Source organism: Staphylococcus haemolyticus, assembly GCF_006094395.1.
Taxonomy (GTDB): Bacteria; Bacillota; Bacilli; order Staphylococcales; family Staphylococcaceae; genus Staphylococcus; species Staphylococcus haemolyticus.
On record NZ_CP035291.1, the window covers coordinates 2495742 to 2517618 of the forward strand.

At 33.7% G+C, this 21877-nt stretch carries 20 protein-coding genes; 6 read left to right on the forward strand and 14 right to left on the reverse strand.

Translation table 11 applies throughout. The annotated features are described in order from the left end of the window. The first annotated feature begins 26 nt into the window (after positions 1 to 26). Positions 27 to 1127, forward strand: coding sequence for a glycine betaine ABC transporter substrate-binding protein (locus tag EQ029_RS12110; RefSeq protein ID WP_053031147.1), 1101 nt, complete (start codon positions 27 to 29; stop codon positions 1125 to 1127). A gap of 328 nt (positions 1128 to 1455) precedes the next feature. Here the strand turns inward: EQ029_RS12110 and EQ029_RS12115 are convergent, their stop codons facing one another. The 4 genes from EQ029_RS12115 to lepB form a co-directional block, all read right to left on the reverse strand. After that, positions 1456 to 2019 carry a GNAT family N-acetyltransferase gene (locus tag EQ029_RS12115; RefSeq protein ID WP_103262003.1) on the reverse strand — a complete coding sequence of 188 codons (564 nt, stop codon included), beginning with the start codon at positions 2017 to 2019 and terminating at the stop codon, positions 1456 to 1458. 143 nt (positions 2020 to 2162) lie between these two features. Then, positions 2163 to 3569 (reverse strand): zinc ribbon domain-containing protein, encoded by a 1407-nt coding sequence (locus EQ029_RS12120; protein ID WP_011276899.1) that lies wholly within the window; start codon positions 3567 to 3569, stop codon positions 2163 to 2165. Further along, the gene (locus tag EQ029_RS12125; protein WP_037558700.1) at positions 3569 to 4642 is read right to left on the reverse strand and encodes a zinc-ribbon domain-containing protein; all 1074 of its coding nucleotides are present in this window, start codon (positions 4640 to 4642) and stop codon (positions 3569 to 3571) included. Before EQ029_RS12125 ends, EQ029_RS12120 begins: the two co-directional genes overlap by 1 nt. A gap of 236 nt (positions 4643 to 4878) precedes the next feature. After that, the gene (gene lepB, locus EQ029_RS12130) at positions 4879 to 5451 is read right to left on the reverse strand and encodes a signal peptidase I (RefSeq protein WP_011276901.1); all 573 of its coding nucleotides are present in this window, start codon (positions 5449 to 5451) and stop codon (positions 4879 to 4881) included. A 352-nt stretch (positions 5452 to 5803) separates the two neighbouring features. Between lepB and EQ029_RS12135 the strand changes: the two genes are divergently transcribed. From EQ029_RS12135 to EQ029_RS12155, 5 genes are all read left to right on the forward strand, one after another. Beyond that, positions 5804 to 6211: a YxeA family protein gene (locus EQ029_RS12135; RefSeq protein WP_011276902.1), complete on the forward strand. Its 408-nt coding sequence runs from the start codon at positions 5804 to 5806 to the stop codon at positions 6209 to 6211. A gap of 23 nt (positions 6212 to 6234) precedes the next feature. Beyond that, on the forward strand, positions 6235 to 6993 hold the full coding sequence (locus EQ029_RS12140) for an ABC transporter ATP-binding protein (RefSeq protein WP_011276903.1): 759 nt from the start codon (positions 6235 to 6237) through the stop codon (positions 6991 to 6993). Beyond that, entirely contained in the window at positions 6983 to 8866 is a 1884-nt protein-coding gene (locus EQ029_RS12145; RefSeq protein ID WP_057504848.1) for an ABC transporter permease, read from the forward strand. The genes EQ029_RS12140 and EQ029_RS12145 overlap by 11 nt, the downstream gene beginning before the upstream one ends. A 27-nt stretch (positions 8867 to 8893) precedes the next feature. Next, positions 8894 to 9088 carry a VraH family peptide resistance protein gene (locus tag EQ029_RS12150; protein WP_011276905.1) on the forward strand — a complete coding sequence of 65 codons (195 nt, stop codon included), beginning with the start codon at positions 8894 to 8896 and terminating at the stop codon, positions 9086 to 9088. Between the two features lie 323 nt (positions 9089 to 9411). Beyond that, a complete protein-coding gene (locus EQ029_RS12155; RefSeq protein ID WP_016930936.1) occupies positions 9412 to 13074 on the forward strand; it encodes a Spy0128 family protein in 3663 nt (1220 codons plus the stop codon). A 52-nt stretch (positions 13075 to 13126) separates the two neighbouring features. Here the strand turns inward: EQ029_RS12155 and EQ029_RS12160 are convergent, their stop codons facing one another. From EQ029_RS12160 to rpmH, 10 genes are all read right to left on the reverse strand, one after another. After that, positions 13127 to 13699 carry a helix-turn-helix domain-containing protein gene (locus EQ029_RS12160; RefSeq protein WP_011276907.1) on the reverse strand — a complete coding sequence of 191 codons (573 nt, stop codon included), beginning with the start codon at positions 13697 to 13699 and terminating at the stop codon, positions 13127 to 13129. A 255-nt stretch (positions 13700 to 13954) separates the two neighbouring features. Beyond that, the gene (locus EQ029_RS12165) at positions 13955 to 14494 is read right to left on the reverse strand and encodes a TetR/AcrR family transcriptional regulator (RefSeq protein WP_046309824.1); all 540 of its coding nucleotides are present in this window, start codon (positions 14492 to 14494) and stop codon (positions 13955 to 13957) included. Further along, on the reverse strand, positions 14457 to 14855 hold the full coding sequence (locus EQ029_RS12170; protein ID WP_011276910.1) for a DUF3147 family protein: 399 nt from the start codon (positions 14853 to 14855) through the stop codon (positions 14457 to 14459). The genes EQ029_RS12165 and EQ029_RS12170 overlap by 38 nt, the downstream gene beginning before the upstream one ends. Positions 14856 to 14873: 18 nt before the next feature. After that, positions 14874 to 15236 carry a DUF3147 family protein gene (locus tag EQ029_RS12175; protein WP_057504847.1) on the reverse strand — a complete coding sequence of 121 codons (363 nt, stop codon included), beginning with the start codon at positions 15234 to 15236 and terminating at the stop codon, positions 14874 to 14876. A 223-nt stretch (positions 15237 to 15459) separates the two neighbouring features. Continuing rightward, positions 15460 to 16299 (reverse strand): nucleoid occlusion protein, encoded by an 840-nt coding sequence (noc, locus tag EQ029_RS12180; protein ID WP_011276912.1) that lies wholly within the window; start codon positions 16297 to 16299, stop codon positions 15460 to 15462. Positions 16300 to 16344: 45 nt separating this feature from the next. Further along, positions 16345 to 17067 (reverse strand): 16S rRNA (guanine(527)-N(7))-methyltransferase RsmG, encoded by a 723-nt coding sequence (rsmG, locus tag EQ029_RS12185; protein WP_037537749.1) that lies wholly within the window; start codon positions 17065 to 17067, stop codon positions 16345 to 16347. After that, positions 17067 to 18944 carry a tRNA uridine-5-carboxymethylaminomethyl(34) synthesis enzyme MnmG gene (gene mnmG / locus EQ029_RS12190; RefSeq protein WP_011276914.1) on the reverse strand — a complete coding sequence of 626 codons (1878 nt, stop codon included), beginning with the start codon at positions 18942 to 18944 and terminating at the stop codon, positions 17067 to 17069. Before mnmG ends, rsmG begins: the two co-directional genes overlap by 1 nt. A 120-nt stretch (positions 18945 to 19064) precedes the next feature. Beyond that, on the reverse strand, positions 19065 to 20444 hold the full coding sequence (mnmE, locus tag EQ029_RS12195) for a tRNA uridine-5-carboxymethylaminomethyl(34) synthesis GTPase MnmE (RefSeq protein ID WP_011276915.1): 1380 nt from the start codon (positions 20442 to 20444) through the stop codon (positions 19065 to 19067). 154 nt (positions 20445 to 20598) lie between these two features. Further along, positions 20599 to 20949, reverse strand: a complete 351-nt coding sequence (rnpA, locus tag EQ029_RS12200; RefSeq protein WP_162838898.1) for a ribonuclease P protein component — start codon at positions 20947 to 20949, stop codon at positions 20599 to 20601. Between the two features lie 112 nt (positions 20950 to 21061). Continuing rightward, positions 21062 to 21199: a 50S ribosomal protein L34 gene (gene rpmH, locus EQ029_RS12205; protein WP_000240855.1), complete on the reverse strand. Its 138-nt coding sequence runs from the start codon at positions 21197 to 21199 to the stop codon at positions 21062 to 21064. Positions 21200 to 21877 lie beyond the last annotated feature (678 nt).

The following is a 21877-nucleotide window of genomic DNA, read 5'->3' on the forward strand; positions in this document are numbered from 1 at the left end:
AAAGATTGTTCAAACTTGATTTACCTATGGCTAAAGAAAACATCTTTGCGGGTATCAATCAAACAATTATGTTAACGCTCTCTATGGTCGTTATCGCATCTATGATTGGAACGCCAGGTTTAGGTGAAGGCGTTTTAGCTGCTGTACAACGTTCAGAAGTAGGTAATGGCTTTGTATACGGTATAGGTATCGTCGTGTTAGCGATTATCGTTGATCGATTTACACAGGCTATGAACCACTCTCGTCAGGAAAAATTACCTAAAAAGACTAAGATAATACTTACTATAATCATATTACTCGTTGCAATATTAGGCAGCATTCTAGGGCATATGTTTTCTGATGATAAAGAAGCCAATAAAGGTACTATCAAACTCGCATATGCACAACAAGATGACCAAATTGTTTCTACAAACGTTATTGCACAAGTATTAGAAGAACAAGGTTATAAAGTCGATACGACTTCCCTCGATATACCAGTTACATGGGAAGCTGTTTCTAAAGGTGAAGTTGATGCTATGACTGGTGCCTGGTTACCAATCACACATGGTGCTGAGTACAAGAAAGTTAAAAACGATATCGATAATTTAGGGCCACATATAGATAAAGAAGCAAAATTAGGCTTAGTCGTTCCTAAATATATGGACGTTAATTCCATTGAAGATTTAAATAACCAAGCCAATAAAAAAATAACTGGTATAGAACCTGGTGCAGAGATTGTTGACGCCACTAATGAAACATTAAAGGCTTACCCTAATTTAAAGGGTTGGGAACAAATTAATTCTTCTACAGGTGCAATGAACGCAGAATTGAAGCGTGCAATTAAAAACAAAGACGATATTATTATTACAGGCTGGAATCGTTATTGGATCTTCCAACGCTATGACTTGAAATACCTAGATGATCCTAAAGGTTCTATGGGTAAAGCAGAAAGTATCAATACGATAGCTCGAAAAGGATTAAAAGAAGATGAACCAGAAGCATATAGAATCCTTGATAATTTTAAATGGTCTGTTAAGGATATGGAATCTATCATGTTAGAAATTGAAAATGGTAAAGATCCTGAAAAAGCTACTAAAGAGTGGATTGACAATAACAGAGACAAAGTTGATAAATGGACTGAAAAGTAAGAATGATTTAGAAATTGTTTCAACAATATCGTTCATATGTTGTGATTTATCATCTGTGGAAATAAGTATTGAAGTATGAATTGGTAGCATATGTGACATCATGTTATAAATTTCATACATAAGGCACCTCGTTAATTGAGTTTAGTGATATGTACTAAATGATACGGGAGTGCCTTATTTTTTATTTTAATAGAAAGATACATACAGTGAGATGCTTGAGGAACCAGTATGCTAAATGAAATTAAGTAAGCAGTTATAATAATCAAATGACAACTTTGACGTTTTTCTCTAGGCATCAAGCCCTCACATTTTCTTTTATAATTGAAAATTATAATTCAAAAGTCTGTCTTAACTTTTCATACTCTTCTCTCAACAAACTATACACATAACTATCCGAGAACTCGCCACGTAAACGTTCGTTACTTCTCAACACACCCTCTTGCGTAAAACCAAGTCGTTCAGGTATGGCCTTACTTTTCGGATTTCGCGTCGACATTTGAATTTCTACGCGGTTAATATCAAACGTTTCGTACACGTAGCGAATCAACGCCTTTGTGCATGCCGTCATAATTCCCATTTTTTGAAAATGCTCAGCCAAATAATAACCGATAGACGTACGTTTGTTAACAAGGTCTAAATAATGTAAGCCGATGACACCTACAAGTTCATCGTCATACCATATGCCACAATGAAAGCCGTCGCAACGCGTAAATTGTTCTAGTGCCGACTGAATAAACTTCTTACTGTGCGCAACTTCAGTTGTATATTCGACAAATGGCAAGAACTCGCCTAAATAATCACGATTGCTATCTACTAATTTGAACAGTTGCTCCGCCTCACGTTCTTCTAATATCTTTAACGTCACATGTTCATTTACTTCGTAACCAAACATCATATCTATCGCCTCCAGTTTAAATTTTCAAATTATTCGGTAAATTAAATATATAGTAACATAAATTGATTTAAAACTTTATAAAAAGGCTGAGCAATTAAATTCAATCGCTCAACCTCGTAATCATTACCGCTATTCATTTATTAATAACCAGAACCGACTTCTTCACCATCTTCATCGTATTCAGTTACATAACCATCGCCAGTGTCAACGGTATATGATCCGGCTAAATCTCCGTCTTTGTCAGTAAATGAGAAGCCCCATTTACCATCATCTGTTTTTTCTGGTTCTTTGTATGTGTAAGTATCAGTATCTAACGTATGACCTTCGTATGATTCTACTTTATCAATGACGTTATCACGTGTCACTTCGCCTGAACTTGAATCAGAATCATCGCTATCACTATCAGACTCAGCATCCATTTTGTCATCGATATACTTATCAATCTCATCATCATCAAACGTAACTGTGACATCTGTTACGTCATCATCGTCTTCCCCAGAACTAGTCACATTAACAGAATCTGATTTGAACGTTTTACCTTCATAAGTACCTTGTGCATAAACGGTTACTTCTTCATCAGGGTCATATGGTCCAAATGTTTCAGAAGATGATTCACTTCCGATTTCTTTATCATTCGCGTATATTTTCACATTGTTTAACATATAGCCGCCATCAACACTAACTGTGAAACGTTTTTGTTTAAATGATTCATAAGCAGTAGCGTCATCACTCATGTTAATCATTAGCGCACCTTTGAATTTCTTACCATCGATGTCTTTTGTTGCTTTTAAATTGTAATCACCGATTGGGAACGTACCTAACGTTTTTTCATCATCTTCCGTAACCGTTGTCGTACGCTTCTTACCATTGTATTCGTAAGTAATATCTCCACTACTACTTGGATAAATGCTCACTGATTTTTGTGGAACATTGAATGAATAATTATCAAAAAATAGGAATTTCTTGCCATCCTTTGAAATATTTAACACATTATTTCCATTAGCATCCACAGATAAATTATTATAACGATTATCTTTAATTTCTTTCGCACTTTGTTCTACATTACTACCGACATTATTTAAGTCATCTTCTGTTTTGATGTAGTTTAAATATGCGCGTGCTTCTTGTTTGCTTAATTTTTGGTCATTTTGAGTTGTAACTTCTTTGGCTAATGCTTTTTCGTCATCTTTCTTAATTGCTTGTGCAATATTAGATGCTTGCTTTTCCGGAGAAAATTGATTTTTTAATACTGAAAATGCAACGATCAAAGCAATTAGCAATACAGCTATAACTGCAATAATAATCCAAGTCTTTTTATTATCGCCTTTACGTGGTTGTTGATCATGTCTGTCGGCATAACCGTTTTGATTATGGTTATTATACCCTTGATATTGATGTTGCTCATGCTTATCTTGTCGACTTTGGTTGTGATAATCTTGCTGTGTGTTAGAGTGATTTGGTTTAGATTGCTGAACGGGTTTCCCACAATTTGTACATACCTTCACACCTTCGCGAAGAGGTTGACCACAATTACTACAATATTTCATTAGTAAATCGAACTCCCATCAAATAGATTATTGAACTCACTGATTAAGTTTCCAAAGATTTGGTTAAATAAAGATTCACCGAAAATAGTCACAAATAAGAAGAACACAATAATGTAAATAATCACACCGTAAAAACTAGAAAAGCGCGTATGATGATTTGCACTATATTTGGCAATCATGTAAACACCTGAAACAACGATTAATAGAATGGATAGCATAAATAATGCGCCACCAAAGCTAAAAGAATTAGCGAACATTAAAATAAGTGCAATCAATAGTACTGCCACTGAAACACTATTAATAAGTACAAAATCTGACAGTACTTTTTTAAATGTAATTGGCTTTCTAACTACTAAGCGCGAAATACCATATGTTGCTCCCACTATCACTGCTAGGAATAAAATGACACCTAACATAACAGAAAAGATAATTTGGCTTTTTGGTGTTTCAAACATTCCAACTGATGAAGGAATTACAATAGCAAGTAACAGTGCTACGACTAATAAACCGACAATGATTAAAGAAAATAACAATTTAAAACTAAATGCTTGTTGGCTTTTTAGTACTTGATCAGGTGAAGCGAAAGCACTTCTAAAGAAACCTTTACTTTCTTCTGTCACTTCTTTTGCATGGTCACTAAATTGGCTTGTTTGTTGTGGTTGTTGATGGTTTGAATATGACTGATTGTATTGTTGTTGATTGTGATATGTATGTGCTGCGTTGTTGTGAGGTTGTTGGTGCTGATTTGACTGTGGTTGATGCATTTGATGTTGTTGTGTCGATGTAGTCTGTTCAGGTACATGCTGATGATCTGGCACTTTACCTTCTTCATAAGAATTTTTATCGTGTTTCGATTCGTTTGTTCTTGATAAATGATTACTTTGATGTGATGTCGTTTCGTTACCTTCACCTAATGATTCATTTGAATCCTGTCGTCGGCCATTAGCTTCAGCATTAGAGATATCTTTTTCAGCAGAATTAATAGTCTGAGACTGTCTATCTATTTTATGGCCACACTCTCCACAAAATAAATCGTTAGGTTCGATAGCATTTCCGCAATTTGGACATTGCATAGGAATCCCTCCAATTTTTTATTTTTTAAATCTTCAAAAAGTATATCATTTATTTTGTGTTGCTTTCTATATTATTTTGAACTTTTTATCAAAATAAATATATATTTTAAAAAGCAATATTTAGATAAGTTCATTTAATATAATAATCTAAATATTGCCTTAACTATACTGAAATAAAAAAACGATGAAGTCTAAGACTCCACCGACAATAAATTTTATTCATTTAATTGTTTTTTCTAAAATGTGCCTGGGTTAAAACCTGCTTCCCATTTATTAAATGGCCAATATCTTAAAACAACTTTACCTACAAGTTGGTCTTTATCTACTAAACCAACTTCAGCCAAACGGCTATCTACACTATTTTGTCTGTTATCACCTAAAACTAAATACTTATCTTTAGGAATTTTATTTTTACCATTTGCTCCGTTCACTTGGCTTGTTTTAAATGTACCTGTTAAATACTTACCTTGTTTATGCTTCTTATTATAATCTAAATAAGGCTCTGATACCTTTTTGTCATTAACATATAATTGATCACCTTCATACTCAACTTTATCACCTGGCGTACCAATCACACGCTTAATAAAATCACGTTGTGCATCTTCATGGAAGACAACGACATCACCATTATCAATGTGGTTCAATGTTTTCGAAATCTTACTAACTATCACTTTATTTCTATCTTGGAAAGTTGGATACATCGATGAACCTGATACTGTGTATGATGTTCCAATAAACTTTAATACAATACCTACAATTAAGAGTGCGCCACCAATGGCTACAATCCATTCAATTATCTCTTTTTTCAATTAAACCCCGCCTATCATCTTTTATAAACACAACTTACTTTATCACAAATATATTGCAAAGTCGTTTCACTCATCTTTAAAAACCGTAACGTTAATCAATTTACTTCGTTTTGAAAATTAAGCTCATCAAGAAATTCATCCTTAGCGTACTTATTGATAGCTTCATCGTAACAAACCTCTCACAAGATTACTATTCAAGTTATCACATTTAAGAATGCCTTCTTACTTACATTTTCAAAAAATAATCCAATCTTTCATATTCGTAAGAAATGACATCGACTTTGTAAGGTTAGATAAAGGCAGTACTGACGCAACCCTTCTACAATTATAAGTGTAATAGAAACAAGGAGTGATGATATTGAAAACCTTAAGAAATATATTCATTACAATTGTCGTCATTGCAATTATCGTTATCGGAGGATTGTTTGGATTAAATGCTTATTCCAATCAACACCCTAACAATCATTCAATCAATGACTGGAACAAGCTCAATCCTCTAGCCCCAACATATGAATATTACGTTAAGACTCAAAAGCCATCGAAAGTAGAAGTCGTTGATAAAGAAAAAGATTTCTATATCTATCATTACAATCAAACGGGTTACACGAAAGATGGTAAATCTAAAAAAATTGAATACACAGCATCTAAAAAATTAAAACAAAATCATTACTTAGTTGTACGCGAAAAATCTCACACAATTCAGTCATTCGAAGAAGTTAAAAAATCAAAAATTCCAACTAAAGCAAAAGAAAAATTATAAATCAAATAAGGAGTGCGATCGACATGCCAATTCTAAACGTCAATCATTTATCAAAAGTATACGGAAGTAAACAAAAATATAAAGCCCTACACGACATCAACTTTTCAGTGGACAAAGGAGAATTCGTCGCCATAATGGGACCTTCAGGTTCAGGTAAGACTACCCTCCTCAATGTCATTAGTTCCATCGATAGTATTTCTGGAGGAACTGTAGAAGTAAGTGGCAATGAAATTAATCAACTTAAAGATAAGCAGTTAGCACAATTTCGTAAGAAAGAACTTGGATTTATCTTCCAAGATTATAGTGTCTTACCTACCTTAACTGTTAAAGAAAACATTATGTTGCCACTATCCGTTCAAAAAGTAAGTAAAGATGAGATGGAACAAAATTATAAAGAAGTTACTGAAGCACTCGGTATTTATGAGTTAAGCGATAAATATCCAAGCGAAATATCAGGTGGTCAGCAACAACGTACCGCTGCCGCACGTGCATTCGTTCATAAACCGGCTATTATCTTTGCCGATGAACCGACAGGAGCACTTGATTCGAAAAGTGCGCAAGACTTACTCAACCGTCTAGAAGATATGAACGAGCGATTCAATAGCACGATAATCATGGTAACTCATGACCCATCTGCAGCGAGTTTCGCACAGCGTGTCATTATGTTAAAAGATGGCAATATTCATTCAGAAATCCATCAAGAAGATAAATCTAAACGCGAATTTTATAATGAAATCATTCAATTACAGTCAGCCTTAGGTGGTGTCGCAAATGACGTTTAATCAAATTACACTCAAAAACTTAAAAAGTAATTTCAAAAATTATGCACTGTATCTTTTTTCACTCATTTTTAGTATTATTTTACACTTTAGCTTTGTCACTTTGCAGTACACACATAGTATTAATAATGGTGGTTCTCCAAAAGTTATTCAAGAAGGTGCTAAAGTAGGCTCAGTTTTCCTATTTATTACAATTATTATTTTCTTAATGTATGCGAACCAATTATTTATTAAACGTAGAACACGAGAATTTGCGCTATTCCAACTTATTGGATTAACACGACAAAACATTTTAAGAATGCTAGCTATCGAGCAACTTACATTCTTTTTTATTACTGGCATCATAGGTATTTTAATTGGTATTGTAGGCTCTGAAATTCTACTTAACATTCTAGTGAAGATGATGCATTTGAAAGTAGGTGTATCAATCGGATTTGAATTTCCTGCGTTAATACAAACAATTGTGATGCTCGTACTAGCATTTATCTTGATTATGTTCCAGAACTTCCTTTTCCTAAAAAGAAGAACCATTCTGTCAATGATGAAGGACAGTACTAAATCAGAAGCTACTAAAGCTAAAATTACCGTTCCTGAACTTATTGCCGGTATTCTAGGCATTATCATGATCATCTTTGGGTATTATATTTCTACTGAAATGTTTGGTAAGTTCGAAGTTTTAACAATGGTCTTAGTCACACCTTTCTTAATTCTGTTTCTAACCGTTGTGGGGGCTTATCTATTCTTTAGAAGTTCAGTATCTATCATATTTAAATCACTGAAAAAGTCTAAACATGGACGCATTTCAATTACAGATGTCGTATTTACTTCATCAATTATGCATCGCATGAAGAAAAATGCGATGTCACTAACAATTATTGCGGTAATTTCAGCTGTGACAGTAACTATTCTGTGTTTTGGCGCGATTAGTAAAGCCAATACGGACTATATGATTCAAGTATCGTCTCCTCAAGACGTTAACTTTTCTAAAACAGAATCAGCTCAAAAGTATGAAAAACTATTAAAACAAAATCATATTCAATATGACACGAAAACATTTGAAGGTAGTAATACGAAATTGTTTAAAAATGATGCCTTAAAAAGTAAAACAAACGAAGGTATGCAAAATACTGGTATCGTTGTGATGCCAGATAAAAATAATAAAGGTAACCATGCTACAATTACTAACCTACAAGGACCGCTTTCTGGCATTGTAAGTGTTCATACGAATAAAGATATGACACTTCAAGGTCAACAAAAAATGACATTAAACGTGAATAAAAAGGATGACAATGAGGTAATTCCGTCGACCGTTTCTATAGGTGGTCCTGTCTTAAAAGTAAGTCCAGATAATTTCAATAAATTGAAAATGAAGGACCAACTGATGCATCATTATGGATTTAATATCAAAGATCATAAAGACCTCTCCAAAGCGGAGACATTAGCTCAGAAAGTAAGTCCAAATGTAGAATTAAAAAATGACACGAAGAAAATGCTAGATGAAAGTAATGGTATTCTAATATTTGTCACATCATTCTTAGGATTAGCGTTTCTCATCGCAGCGGGATGTATTATCTATATTAAACAAATGGATGAAACCGAAGATGAAATTAACAATTATCGCATATTAAGACGTATCGGCTTCACACACACGGATATGACGAAAGGTCTAGCATTAAAGATTCTATTCAACTTCGGTTTACCTTTAATCATCGCATTATTACACGCACTATTTGCTGCAATGGTATTTATGAAACTAATGGGAGAATACTCTCCTATACCGATTATCATTGTGATGATTGTTTATTCACTTGTTTACCTTATCTTTGCAGCAATCTCATTTATCCATGCAAATCGAATTGTAAAACACTCTATTTAATAATTGAAAAGAAAGGACGTTGTTTAAATGAATATTAAAGAATTAATTCGCAAATCTTACGAGGATTTATTAAGTTTGAAAGTCAATTGGTTTAACGGTCTTATGTTAGTACTTATCGTCTTCATATTAAGTGGCATTGTGACACCATTTATTGGAGTGCCGGTAGGCTTACTTGGTGGTGGTTATATTCTAAAACGTTATGAAGAAAAGAATAGTAACTAATATTGAAAACAAAGCTTTTTGAATAAATATGGCTACATTGAAAACAAGCAGTAATTAATTGAGCTGAGAAGGCGCTTTAAATCAAGCGATTCTCAGCTCTAATCATACATACGGGGTTTGGGGCCCAAACATAAAGAATTTCACAAAGAAATTCTACAAGCTAAGTAAGTTGGGGGTAGGATAGAATTCAAAAGGATTCTATCCTACCCCTTTGCTTTTTATTTTAATAATTATGATCATTATATATTAATATTTTTTATTTTATATATTTTATAATTAAATTGACAGAAATATTTTATTCATCTAAGAAAGGACATCAAGTTATGCTTCAAAAAACTAAATATCGCTTCTCTATTCGAAAGTTTTCAATAGGAACAGGCTCCGTACTATTAGGTGCCTTTTTATTTGTAGGCTTTCAAGATGTAGCTCATGCGAGTGAATTACATAATAGTACGTTAACAACGGACACGGCTTCCAATCCACAATCTTTTGAAAAGAAAGCCAATAATTCAACACACGAAGACGTACAAAATGCAGCTTCAACATATCAATCTAATCCCCTAAAAAATACAGAAAATACAACAAAAGCAGAAATTCAATCACAAATAACGAGTAAGACAACTCACTCAGTTAAAGAAAATGCAAATGCGCAAGCCATTGCCGCTTCATCTCAAATAGAGAAGAAAGTAATACATACGCGTTCACGTCGTTCAGCAACGTCACCAATTACTTCAGAAGGCGTCTTAGAGGATACAACGACAACTGCAACACCTAATATGGATGATGCTAATGGTGCATCAGTTAAAAGTAGAGATGTTGCCATTCTACAACCTAAAGATTCAAATACTGTCCCAACACCAAACGTCGTATTTGAAAAAAGTCCTGATCCAAATCAGTATACATTTGCGATAACAGATCTTAAAGATTTTAATGCTGCCTATCAAACAAAATATTATTATCGTTTATCTAAGCCCTACGATGATTCTAATGACGTAACGATTGAATTAGTTAACGGTGAGACAAATACTGTAGTAGAAACGAAACAGATCAATTCACCTGGCACTGTATCCATTGGTCAAAATTCTCTAGAAATCGCAGTAGCTGCTCATGATCCTCAAAAAGCGAAATATGGTCATATCAATTTCACTTTTTTAAATACATTAGACTCATTCAAAAACACAGTTTCAACTATTAGAGCACGTTTTGAAATAGATGATAATGGTAGCTTAGAAGATAGACGAAGCGGCATACAAATTTACGATTTATTTAACCAGGCGAATGAAGGAACAACCATTACAGATCCACAATATTATGTGCCCCACATTGTTCCTGAAACGACCTATTATCGTGTTGTTACTAAGAATAACCCCACTTATCAAGCAGATAAGACTGATATAAACGCTCAAACATACCAACCAGATTTCACTGAAAAAGAGCTAGCACACTATACGATTAAAGGTATGGATGGACAAATCTATACCGCTTCAAACTCACGTGAATTTGAAGGTTACAAATTATATCAAATTGCTGAGCCTAATCACATGATTGGTACAATGGTTCGCCCATACCAAGTTGGGTTGAGATATGTGGATGCTGAAACGAATAATGGTGGTGTCAAACGTATCAAAGAAATTATCGGAGAAGATGGTACAACACGTATCGAAATTTGGACTTTATCGGTGGATCACATGTCTGAATCTGCGAAAAACACAGGTATCGATACAACAAATTATGTGAAAGTTTATGAAGCAACGTTAAGACCTGGCGAAAGAAATAAAAATGATTTAGGTAAACAGATTTATATTCCTGGATATAATATACCATTTCTTATTCAACCAGCTAGTGCTGGCGAAGGTGCTGTTGGGAATATATTTGCTCCTAATCAATCAATAAATGGTGTACAAGTAGGACGTGGAAGTAACTTCCGTTTACAAAACTTATTAGCTAAAGCGCATCCTATTATTTATTACTACACAGCAATAGACCCTGTTGAAGTCACATTAAAGGCAAATAAAGTAGTTAAAGGCGAACATACGCTAGCGCAAGGTGAATTCACTTTCAATATTGTAGCCGGTCCTAATTCACCAGCTATTCCAGAGACTTCGCAATCAAAAACAAATGCAGCAGATGGTTCAGTTACATTTGATAAGATTTCATTTACAAAACCAGGTACTTACACTTATACAATTACAGAAAATAAAGCTAACCTTAACTCAAATTTTGATGCTGAACCATTAACGATTACAGCAACTGTTACAGTAACCGAAGAAAATGTGGCTTTAAACGCAAATGTGAGTTACGCATATGATTCAGATACTGATAATAACCAAGCATTCACTAACTATTATGTAGCACCTAAGCAATTAGACTTTGACGTTCATTTTACAAAATCTCTAGTTGGCCGTCCGTTAAACAATGAAGAGTTTCAATTCACTATGAAAAATGCTGACGGAGAAGTTATCGCTACAGGTACAAATAATGCGACAGGTCAAATAAACTTCAACTTTATTGAAGGTAAACGTCCGACTTATACTAATGCCGATGCTGGTAAAACCTTCACGTATACTGTTGAAGAAGTTCCTAGTAACTTACCGAATATCAGTAGTGATTCTATGAAAGCAATTGTAACTGTAAATATCACTAAAGATTTACATGTACTTACAGCAACATCGATTGCGCCAGCAGATACTGAATTCAACAATACATTTGTTCCTCCAACACCACCGACACCTGTATTCCAACCTGAAAAATTTGATTTATCAGTGGAAAAATATGATATTACAGCAAATAAATTATTAGATGATGATAGTGAATTAGCGAATAAATATGCAGATACTAATGTGAACCCTTATGCGGATCAAACAACTAATAATGAACCAGAAAACATCAATACTAAAACGCTTAATCGTGGCGATAAAATTGTGTATCAAGTTTGGTTAGATACAACACACTTAACACCAGAGAATAAAATTAATAAATTAGGCATTACTGATGACTATGATGAAACAAGCGTAGCTGTTCAAAGTATTAAGGTATACGACGGTATTACTGGACAGGACGTTACAAACTTATTTGATATCACAGATGAGAATGGTGTTATCATAGCTACATCAAAAGATAGTTTAGTCAAAGACCATGTGCTAGATAATGCGCAAATGCCATTTGGACGTTATTACAAATTAGATATTGTCGGGGTCATTAAAGACAGTGCCAAAGCTAGTAAAGACATCACTAATGTAGCTAATCAGTCTGTGCAGTTCTTTAACCCAGCCAAAGGTGGCAATGAAGTACCACCTCCTAAACCGTCAGAAAAACGTGTAAATAAAGTAAAACCAGTACCAGTAAACTTTGAATTCAAAGTGACTAAGAAATTGGAAGGTGGTCAACTTAAAGGTGGAGATTACACATTCATCTTAACGGATTTAAACACTCCTGATCACCCAGAGCAATCAGCAACAAATGATGCGAATGGTAAAGTGAATTTCTTACCAATTAAATTCAATAAAGTAGGCACTTATATTTACCAAATCACTGAACAAGTGGGAACAGATTCAAATATTGCTTATGATACAATGTCTATCAAATCAACAGTGGTAGTTACTGAAAATCCAGAAACTGGTAATTTACAAGCAACTGTAACTTACAACAGTTCAGGCGGTAAATCAGTTGGAATAAATGATACTGAGTTTAACAACACTGTTAAACCTCCCGTACCACCAACGCCAAACAAACCACCACATAATCCGCCTAAAACACCGGGTCAACCTCCAGTTAACCCGCCAGGCAACCCACCTGAAAAACCAGGTGTACCACCGACACATCATGTGCCACCAACACCTAAACAACTAAATCAACCGAAGCACCTACCAAATACTGGTAGCGACGATGCTAATATAAATAAATCATTATTAGCAACAATGTTTGCAAGTTTAGGTAGTGTATTATTATTCGGTAGAAGAAGACGCGATGGGCAAAATTTAAAGTGAAATTTTTAAAAAACCTAAGAAGCATTTCCGCTTCTTAGGTCTTTTTAATTGATTACGGTAAAAATTTAAATGACAAATAAATACTTAACCAACATATGATTACAAATGCACCTACTACAAAGACAAATGATAAGATGCTCGTAATGAGATTACGTGTTTTACTCGTCTGAACTTCGTTTGGATCTTGACCATTCATAAATGCAACGATTCGATCATAATTATCCATACCGTGCCTATATTTAATTTTGTCGACTTGCGTACTACTATAAAAACCTACAGAAAAAATAACATAGGTAATCGCAACGCCCCACCAACTCAAATAATATAAAAGTGGTCCTATTAAAACACAAGCTAATAAAATCCAAATCAACATCATCCACGTCCAAAAATCCATGTCTTTTTTAACTTCTTCATGACCCATACGTTTCACGTCTCCTTTAACAAGATCATCTAATGAAACATTAAATAATGTACACATCATTAACAAATTATGGATATCTGGATAACTTCTTTCATTTTCCCAATTAGAAATGGTTTGTCTCGAAACATATAATTTCTCAGCTAAGTACTCTTGAGAATACTTTTCTTTTTCTCTATATTTTCTAATTTGTTGACCGATTTCCATCATCCATAACTCCTTAACCATATAGATTAATCTTGCATAGAATAGAAGCAAGATAGTAAATATGTGCCGTATCTCACTTCATCTCTATAGAAACGTTTCCTCATATAAAAAACTACCAAATTTCTTTGTCATACGCATCTTTTTCATTGTCAAAATCCTTTTACATACTGATATATCAGCATTTGCAAGACTTCCCGACGTCTAAAAAAGGAACAGCGTCTTAACATTTATTGCTGTTCCATTTACTATTAAATATTAGTCATTAAATGATTTTAATATCATTTTCAACATTTTTTCAATATACGCTTCATCGAGTGTTTCAGGTTTAATTAAAATATTAAAATAAATCGGTGAGAAGATTAAATCTATAAATAAATCTTGATCCTCTTCTTTAATATGTTGAGCAATAATAGATTTTAATATCTTACGATTATTTTTAAAATAACCTTGCATAAATAATTCGCGAGCGTCATTTTGTTGATTACTAATCAATATTTCAATAACCGCTCGTCCAAGATTGGTTTTATAAATAGACATTATCTTTACTAAATATTGATACAATCCTGTGTATAAATCTTTATTTTCATTTTCAAAAATCTGAGTTCTACTCACAAACATATCTACAATAATCGATGATTTATCTTTCCAACGACGATAAATCGTTGCTTTTGAAACACCTGTGTTCTCTGAAATTTGATCAATCGTAATGTCTCTAAAATGAGTGGTTACTAACAATCGATCTATTTCATTAAATATTTTATGATTGATTGTCGGATCTTTCGGTCTTCCAGCCATGTTTTCCCCTTCTTAAACGCGTAATAAATTCAACCGCTTCAAAAATAATTACTGCACTTACAAACCATGCAATAAATCCAGTAACAATACTAAGTAACCAATGATTTGTAAAATAAAGCATCGCCCATGTTGCTAGTATACTAATTAATACACCTGTCATGCCAAACACTGCACCTCTACTAACGTGCTTAGCAATGACATCGCCATGTTGCATTCCTGTTATAAACAATGAAACTAAGAATACTGCAGGTAATGTAGCAAAGACGCCACCGAGCTCTTTCCAAGGTAAAATAACAGAAATAATATAACTAAGTGTAACTGCTAATCCTCCAACCAAGAATTTAATTAATGCTAATTTCATTACAAAAGCCTCCAAAGATTAATTCATATGTCTAACGACAAATATACCTAGAGAAATTACAAGCCAACATATTAATGCAAATCCTGTACCTCTTTTATAATCTCTTTTACTAATATAAAGAGAAGTTAGAAAGACTGTTATGATGCACGATATAATCCCAATAATGGCACCAGAACTAAGATGAATTGACATTTGTACTAATTTATTGCCACGATGATCTATCGCAAGGGCAATAATTGCGGCTAAATAGACTGCCGGCATAGTAGCGATAATGCCACCCATTTTACCACCGACTTTCTCAGCCATTATAGATGCAATTGCCACTGCAAGACCTCCAATAACAAAATGAAGAATAGCACTAGAAATGGATATTCCAAACACAATAAACCCTTCTTCTTTAATTATTAAACGATACGTTTCGTTTAATAATATTGTAAATCTATTTATTTGCTATGTAAACAGCACTTTGTAATAAAAATGATTGCCATATTGAACATAAAAAAACACTAAGATAATTCAATTTTTAATCATCTTAGTGCTAATATTTAGTGATATACATTTTAAAACCAATCCCTTAAGAAATGGTATCATACACACTTTTCATCTATTTTTTATAAATTTTTATTTTAATTTCGTAATAATCATCATGTTCTTTATCACGTTGTTCTACACGTATACCAGATTGTTCAATAGCTTGAATACTTTTTCCAACTTCGTCACGTGCTTGTGTTAAATCTTTAGAGAATTGGAAAGATTGAGCTTTTACTTTTTCTGGTCCAATTTTCTGTTTAACACGTGCCTCTGTTTGTTTAACATTTAATTTTTGGCTAATCACTTGTTCAATTAGCTTTTCTTGATCGTCCTCTTTGAGAGATAAGACAGCACGAGCATGACGCTCAGTAATCTTGCCTTCTCTTAAACGATTAATCACTTTAGGTGCTAATTTCAATAGTCGCAATTTGTTTGCGATAAAACTTTGACTTTTACCTAAACTTTTAGCTAATTCACTTTGCGTTGTGCCACCAATTTCAAGAAGCTTTTTATAAGCTTCCGCTTCTTCAACAGCAGATAAATTTTCACGTTGAATATTCTCAATTAATGCTACAACTGCTGTTTCTTCATCATTCATATGACGTATAATGACATCTGCTTGAGATTTATGCAGTGACTGTAGTGCTCTGAAACGTCGTTCACCCGCAATAATTTCATACATATTCTCTTCAATCGGTCTTACAACGATGGGTTGTAATAAACCATGCTCATCAATAGATTCAGCAAGTTCAGTAATCTTACTTGAGTCAAACACCTGTCTTGGTTGATAACGGTTAGGTACAATACGCTCAATTTGAATGGATTCGACGCTAGAATTGCGATCTTCTTCAATGTATCCAACGATGTCATCTTTATTTTTCAATCCAAATAATTTTGAAAAAGGCTTTTTCATTATCCATTCACTCCTCTTAAAATTAATTTTAACATGTAAGTGCTATTAATTTTCTAGTAAAGGAGATTTATTAGGCGTACCAGGTTTTCTAGGATATTTTTTAGATGTTTGACGACGTTTATCTATAATAATCATTTGTCGTTCACCAGCATCTTCTGGTAAATCAAATGTATAAGAATCACTAAAGACGCCACCTAATATACTAATCCCAAATTGTGCTTCTTCTAATTCTTCTTCTCCTTTAGAAGACTTCAATGCGATGAACTGACCACCTTTTTTAACTAAAGGAAGGCACAATTCACTTAACACTGTAAGTCTGGCTACTGCACGTGCTGTAACTACGTCATACGTTTCTCTGTTTACGCCTTTACCGAATGTTTCAGCGCGATCATGTACAAAGCTAACTTGAGTTAAGCCAAGTTCAGCAGCTAGATGATTTAAAAATTGAATACGTTTATTCAAAGAATCTACAATGGTTACTTTCAATTCAGGGTAAACAATCTTCAATGGAATACTTGGAAAACCTGCACCAGCACCAACATCACAGATGGTTAAAGGTTGATTGAAATCATAATAAAAGCTTGGTGTAATTGAATCATAGAAATGTTTCAAATAAACTTCATGTTCATCTGTAATACTTGTGAGATTCATTTTCTCATTCCATTCTACAAGTAAACGATAATATGTTTGAAATTGTTCTTTTTGTTTATCTGACAATTCAATTCCATGTTCACTTAATTCTTTAGCTAGCCATTCTATGCCGTTCATTAATTTTTCACCCTTTGCAATTTACCTTGCTCTAAATAAACAAGTAAGATTGAGATGTCTGCTGGGTTAACACCAGAGATTCGTGATGCTTGTGCAATATTCAATGGTTTAACTTCAGCTAATTTTTCACGAGCTTCAGTCGCTAAACTATCCACTTTACTATAATCTAAGTCTTCCGGAATTTTTTTCTCTTCCATGCGTTTAACTTTTTCAACTTGTTGCAATGATTTATTGATATAACCTTCATATTTCGTTTGAATTTCAACTTGTTCTTCAACCGCTTCAGGTAATTGATGACTTTCTTCTAGAATTTCTAAGATTGTATTGTATGTCATTTCAGGACGTCGTAATAGATCAATTGCTAGAATGCCATCTTTTAGACGTGAACCACCATTTGCCTCAATGACGGATTGTGTGTGTTCATTTGGTTTAATACGAATATCAGTTAAACGTTGGATTTCATCTTGAATTTGTTGACGCTTTTCATTAAAACGCGCGTAACGTTCTTCCGAAATCATACCTAATTCATAACCTACATCTGTCAAACGCAAGTCAGCATTATCATGACGTAGTAATAATCTATATTCTGCACGAGATGTTAATAAGCGGTAAGGTTCATTCGTACCTTTTGTAACTAAGTCATCAATTAAAACACCGATATATGCGTCTGAACGACTTAAGATTTTCTCTCCGGTACCAAGCACTTTACCTGCAGCATTGATACCTGCCATAATACCTTGTCCAGCCGCTTCTTCATAACCTGAAGTACCATTGATTTGTCCAGCTGTGTATAAATTTTTAATCATTTTAGTTTCTAATGTTGGCCATAATTGCGTTGGTACAATGGCATCATATTCAATGGCATAACCTGCACGCATCATGTCTGCCTTTTCAAGACCAGGAATTGTTTCTAACATTTGACGTTGTACATGTTCTGGTAAACTTGTTGAAAGGCCTTGAACGTAAACTTCATTTGTATTACGACCTTCAGGCTCTAGGAAAAGTTGATGTCTAGGTTTATCATTGAAACGCACAAATTTATCTTCAATTGATGGACAATAACGAGGACCTGTTCCTTTGATCATACCTGAATACATAGCTGATAAATGTAGATTATCATCGATGACTTTATGTGTACGATCATTAGTATATGTTAACCAACAAGGTAATTGGTCTAGGATATATTCTGTAGTTTCAAAACTAAATGCACGACCCACATCATCACCAGGTTGAATTTCCGTCTTAGAATAATCAATTGTTTTCGCGTTTACACGTGGAGGTGTACCCGTTTTAAAGCGCACAACTTCAAACCCTAATTCTCTTAAATTATCAGCTAGCGTGATAGATGGAAGTTGATGATTTGGACCACTTGAATATTTCATGTTACCTAAGATTATTTCACCACGTAAGAATGTACCTGTCGTAATAACAACCGCTTGAGCGCGATATTCAGTACCGATATTTGTGCGGACACCTTTTACTTCATTGTCTTCAATAATTAATTCATCCACCATACCTTGCATGATGTCTAAATTATCTTCATCTTCAATGACACGTTTCATTTCTTGTTGATATAACACTTTGTCTGCTTGAGCACGTAACGCACGTACTGCTGGTCCTTTACCAGTATTTAACATACGCATTTGGATATGTGTTTTATCAATCGCTTTAGCCATTTGTCCACCTAATGCGTCAATTTCTCGAACGACAATACCTTTCGCTGGACCACCTACTGATGGGTTACATGGCATGAATGCAATATTATCTAGATTAATTGTTAGCATTAGTGTTTTTGCACCACGTCTTGCAGATGCCAAACCTGCTTCAATACCTGCATGTCCAGCACCAATGACGATTACATCATATTCTTGAACCACCTAATTGACCTCCTTTAAATTTCCTTTGCCTTTATTTTTATAAATAAGACTTCCTACCGTCTCAATTTCATTTATATTTATAATTTGATATAACGTTGCATCGCTATGAGGTACAAACTATTATTTTCCTAAGCAGAATTGACTAAATAGTTGATCAATCAATTCATCACTAGCAGATTCACCAATAATTTCACCTAGTAATTCCCATGTACGCGTTAAGTCAATTTGAACCATATCCATAGGAATACCTGATTCAGCTGCATCAATCGCATCTTGAATGGCATTTCTAGCTTGCTTTAATAAAGAGATATGTCTTGAATTAGATACATAAGTCATATCTTGGTTTTGAACATCGCCACCAAAGAATAAATCTCGTATTTGTAATTCTAGTTGATCAATACCTTCTTGTTTAAGCATAGATGTTTGGATAAGTGGTGTATCACCAATCATTTCTTTTACTTCATTTATATCTAAGTTTTGCTCTAAATCAGTTTTGTTAACAATTACAATGGCATCTTCATTTTTAATAACTTCATATAATGTACGATCTTCTTGTGTTAATGGCTCATTGTTATTTAATACAAATAAAATTAGATCTGCTTCACTTAAGGCTTTACGTGAACGTTCGACACCAATTTTTTCAACGATATCTTCAGTGTCACGAATACCTGCAGTATCTACTAATCTTAATGGTACACCTCTAACATTGACGTATTCTTCTAAAACGTCACGAGTTGTACCTGCAACTTCAGTTACGATGGCTTTATTATCTTGAATAAGGTTATTTAGCATTGACGATTTCCCTACATTTGGTTTACCAACGATAACGGTTGAAAGACCCTCTCTCATAATTTTACCTTGTGCGCCAGTCTCTAATAATAGATTAATTTCGTTTTTAATCTTTTTAGATTGCTCTAATAGGAACTCAGTTGTAGCATCTTCAACATCGTCGTATTCGGGATAATCAATATTCACTTCTACTTGCGCGAGAATTTCTAAAATGGATTGACGTTGTCGTTTAATTAAATCACTTAGTCTCCCTTCGATTTGGTTCATGGCAACTTTAGAAGCACGATCTGTTTTAGAACGAATAAAGTCCATAACAGCTTCAGCTTGTGATAAATCGATACGCCCGTTCAAGAATGCACGCTTTGTATATTCACCTGGCTCTGCCATTCTTGCGCCATGCGTCATTGTAAGTTCTAATATTCGATTAATCGTTAAAATACCACCGTGACAATTAATTTCAATTATGTCCTCGCGTGTAAATGTTCTTGGTGCTCTTAGCACAGATATCATAACTTCTTCAACAACTTCATTTGTTTCAGGATCTACGATATGACCATAATTAATCGTATGTGAATCTACGTCTTCTAACTTTTTCTTTCCTTTATATAGCTTATCTCCAATTTCAACGGCTTGCGGTCCAGATAAACGGACAATACCGATTGCCCCTTCACCCATAGGTGTTGAAATACTAGTTATCGTATCAAAATCCATGATTATCCTCGCCTCCTTATTCAAGTAAAATTTCATTATAACATTGTAATTTGTTTCTATAAAAATTGCTAATAAGTTGATTTATCGCTCATAAGTTAAGACTTCGGTTTGTCTAACCTCAGACTAACAGGTGTCTAAAAATCCCCCTACCCTTCTATTTAATCTTTTTATTAAAGACCTTAGCAATTTTTAATACATGTTCTAAGCTACCCTGGATTTCAAGTGTAGTCATATCCTTAGCTGGTTGCCTAGCAATAACGATAATATCACGTGCAATAATATCTTCTTTATGAATTTTGAAATTCTCCCTTATCGCACGTTTAATTCTATTTCGAGTCACTGCATTGCCCAATTTTTTAGATACACTAATACCTAATCGAAAATGATTTTTATTACTATTATAGGTATAAACAACAAACTGTCTATTTGCTACCGATTTCCCTCTTTTATAAATCGTTTGAAAATCAGTATTCTTTTTTATACGGTAAGCTTTCTCCACGTTCACATCACTCGCTTATTTTATTCTTTGCCATTTTAGTTAAAGTTAGTTTTGATATAGCGTATCTCAATTTATACCTATTCAAACGAAAAAAAAGACCACTGAGAAGTCAGTGATCTTATGCTGATAAAACTTTACGGCCTTTACGACGACGACGTGCTAAAACTTTACGGCCATTTTTAGTGCTCATGCGTTTTCTGAAACCATGAACTTTACTATGTTTACGTTTATTTGGTTGATAAGTACGTTTTACCATGCAAAACACCTCCATCTACATATTTATCCAGCTCACTCGCTCTTGTAGTGATCCTGATTATTTTAATAGATAAATTATAATTTCTGATATCAGAATTCTTGTTTTAATTCAATTTTATCTAGTCATAATTCAAGCAACTACTACAATATAACAAATTACTATTTATAAAGCAAGCAGCATTTGCATTAAGATGTTATTTTTTTAACCACTTGCCACCATTCATTTTTAATATTTATACATTTCATCAAACGAGCGTCTTTCAAACTTTATTCATTTTAAATTCATCTTTATAAATTATTTCCCAAAGCTGTTGTAGTACATAAAGTTAGTTTTTTAAAATTATCCACTTATACACATATGAGATTCAAGTTTCTGTGGATAATATATTCATTATTAACAGATTTATACCAAGTTTAACAACATATTCACACCTATTTGACATCTCTCTAAGTTAAAAAGTATAATTATGTGGATAAGTCGTCTAACTCATTATTTTTAAAGGATTTATTTATTGATTTTATATACGTATTTAGTGTGAATAAATCATAGCATACATAAAGTTATCCACTGAATGTTATTAACTTGTGGATAATTATTAACATGCTGTGATTATTTTTATCCACTTGTCTAAATGTCTGTGTATAAGTCCTAAATTTAAAAGAAGATGGAGTTTATTTT

Bases quoted from the DNA above. Each gene is read 5' to 3' on its own strand.
- EQ029_RS12110 (WP_053031147.1), top strand. From the start codon at position 27: ATGGCTAAAGAAAACATCTTTGCGGGTATCAATCAAACAATTATGTTA.
- EQ029_RS12115 (WP_103262003.1), bottom strand. From the start codon at position 2,019: ATGTTTGGTTACGAAGTAAATGAACATGTGACGTTAAAGATATTAGAA.
- EQ029_RS12120 (WP_011276899.1), bottom strand. From the start codon at position 3,569: ATGAAATATTGTAGTAATTGTGGTCAACCTCTTCGCGAAGGTGTGAAG.
- EQ029_RS12125 (WP_037558700.1), bottom strand. From the start codon at position 4,642: ATGCAATGTCCAAATTGCGGAAATGCTATCGAACCTAACGATTTATTT.
- EQ029_RS12135 (WP_011276902.1), top strand. From the start codon at position 5,804: ATGATATTGAAAACCTTAAGAAATATATTCATTACAATTGTCGTCATT.
- EQ029_RS12140 (WP_011276903.1), top strand. From the start codon at position 6,235: ATGCCAATTCTAAACGTCAATCATTTATCAAAAGTATACGGAAGTAAA.
- EQ029_RS12145 (WP_057504848.1), top strand. From the start codon at position 6,983: ATGACGTTTAATCAAATTACACTCAAAAACTTAAAAAGTAATTTCAAA.
- EQ029_RS12150 (WP_011276905.1), top strand. From the start codon at position 8,894: ATGAATATTAAAGAATTAATTCGCAAATCTTACGAGGATTTATTAAGT.
- EQ029_RS12155 (WP_016930936.1), top strand. From the start codon at position 9,412: ATGCTTCAAAAAACTAAATATCGCTTCTCTATTCGAAAGTTTTCAATA.
- EQ029_RS12160 (WP_011276907.1), bottom strand. From the start codon at position 13,699: ATGGAAATCGGTCAACAAATTAGAAAATATAGAGAAAAAGAAAAGTAT.
- EQ029_RS12165 (WP_046309824.1), bottom strand. From the start codon at position 14,494: ATGGCTGGAAGACCGAAAGATCCGACAATCAATCATAAAATATTTAAT.
- EQ029_RS12170 (WP_011276910.1), bottom strand. From the start codon at position 14,855: ATGAAATTAGCATTAATTAAATTCTTGGTTGGAGGATTAGCAGTTACA.
- noc (WP_011276912.1), bottom strand. From the start codon at position 16,299: ATGAAAAAGCCTTTTTCAAAATTATTTGGATTGAAAAATAAAGATGAC.
- rsmG (WP_037537749.1), bottom strand. From the start codon at position 17,067: ATGAACGGCATAGAATGGCTAGCTAAAGAATTAAGTGAACATGGAATT.
- mnmE (WP_011276915.1), bottom strand. From the start codon at position 20,444: ATGGATTTTGATACGATAACTAGTATTTCAACACCTATGGGTGAAGGG.
- rpmH (WP_000240855.1), bottom strand. From the start codon at position 21,199: ATGGTAAAACGTACTTATCAACCAAATAAACGTAAACATAGTAAAGTT.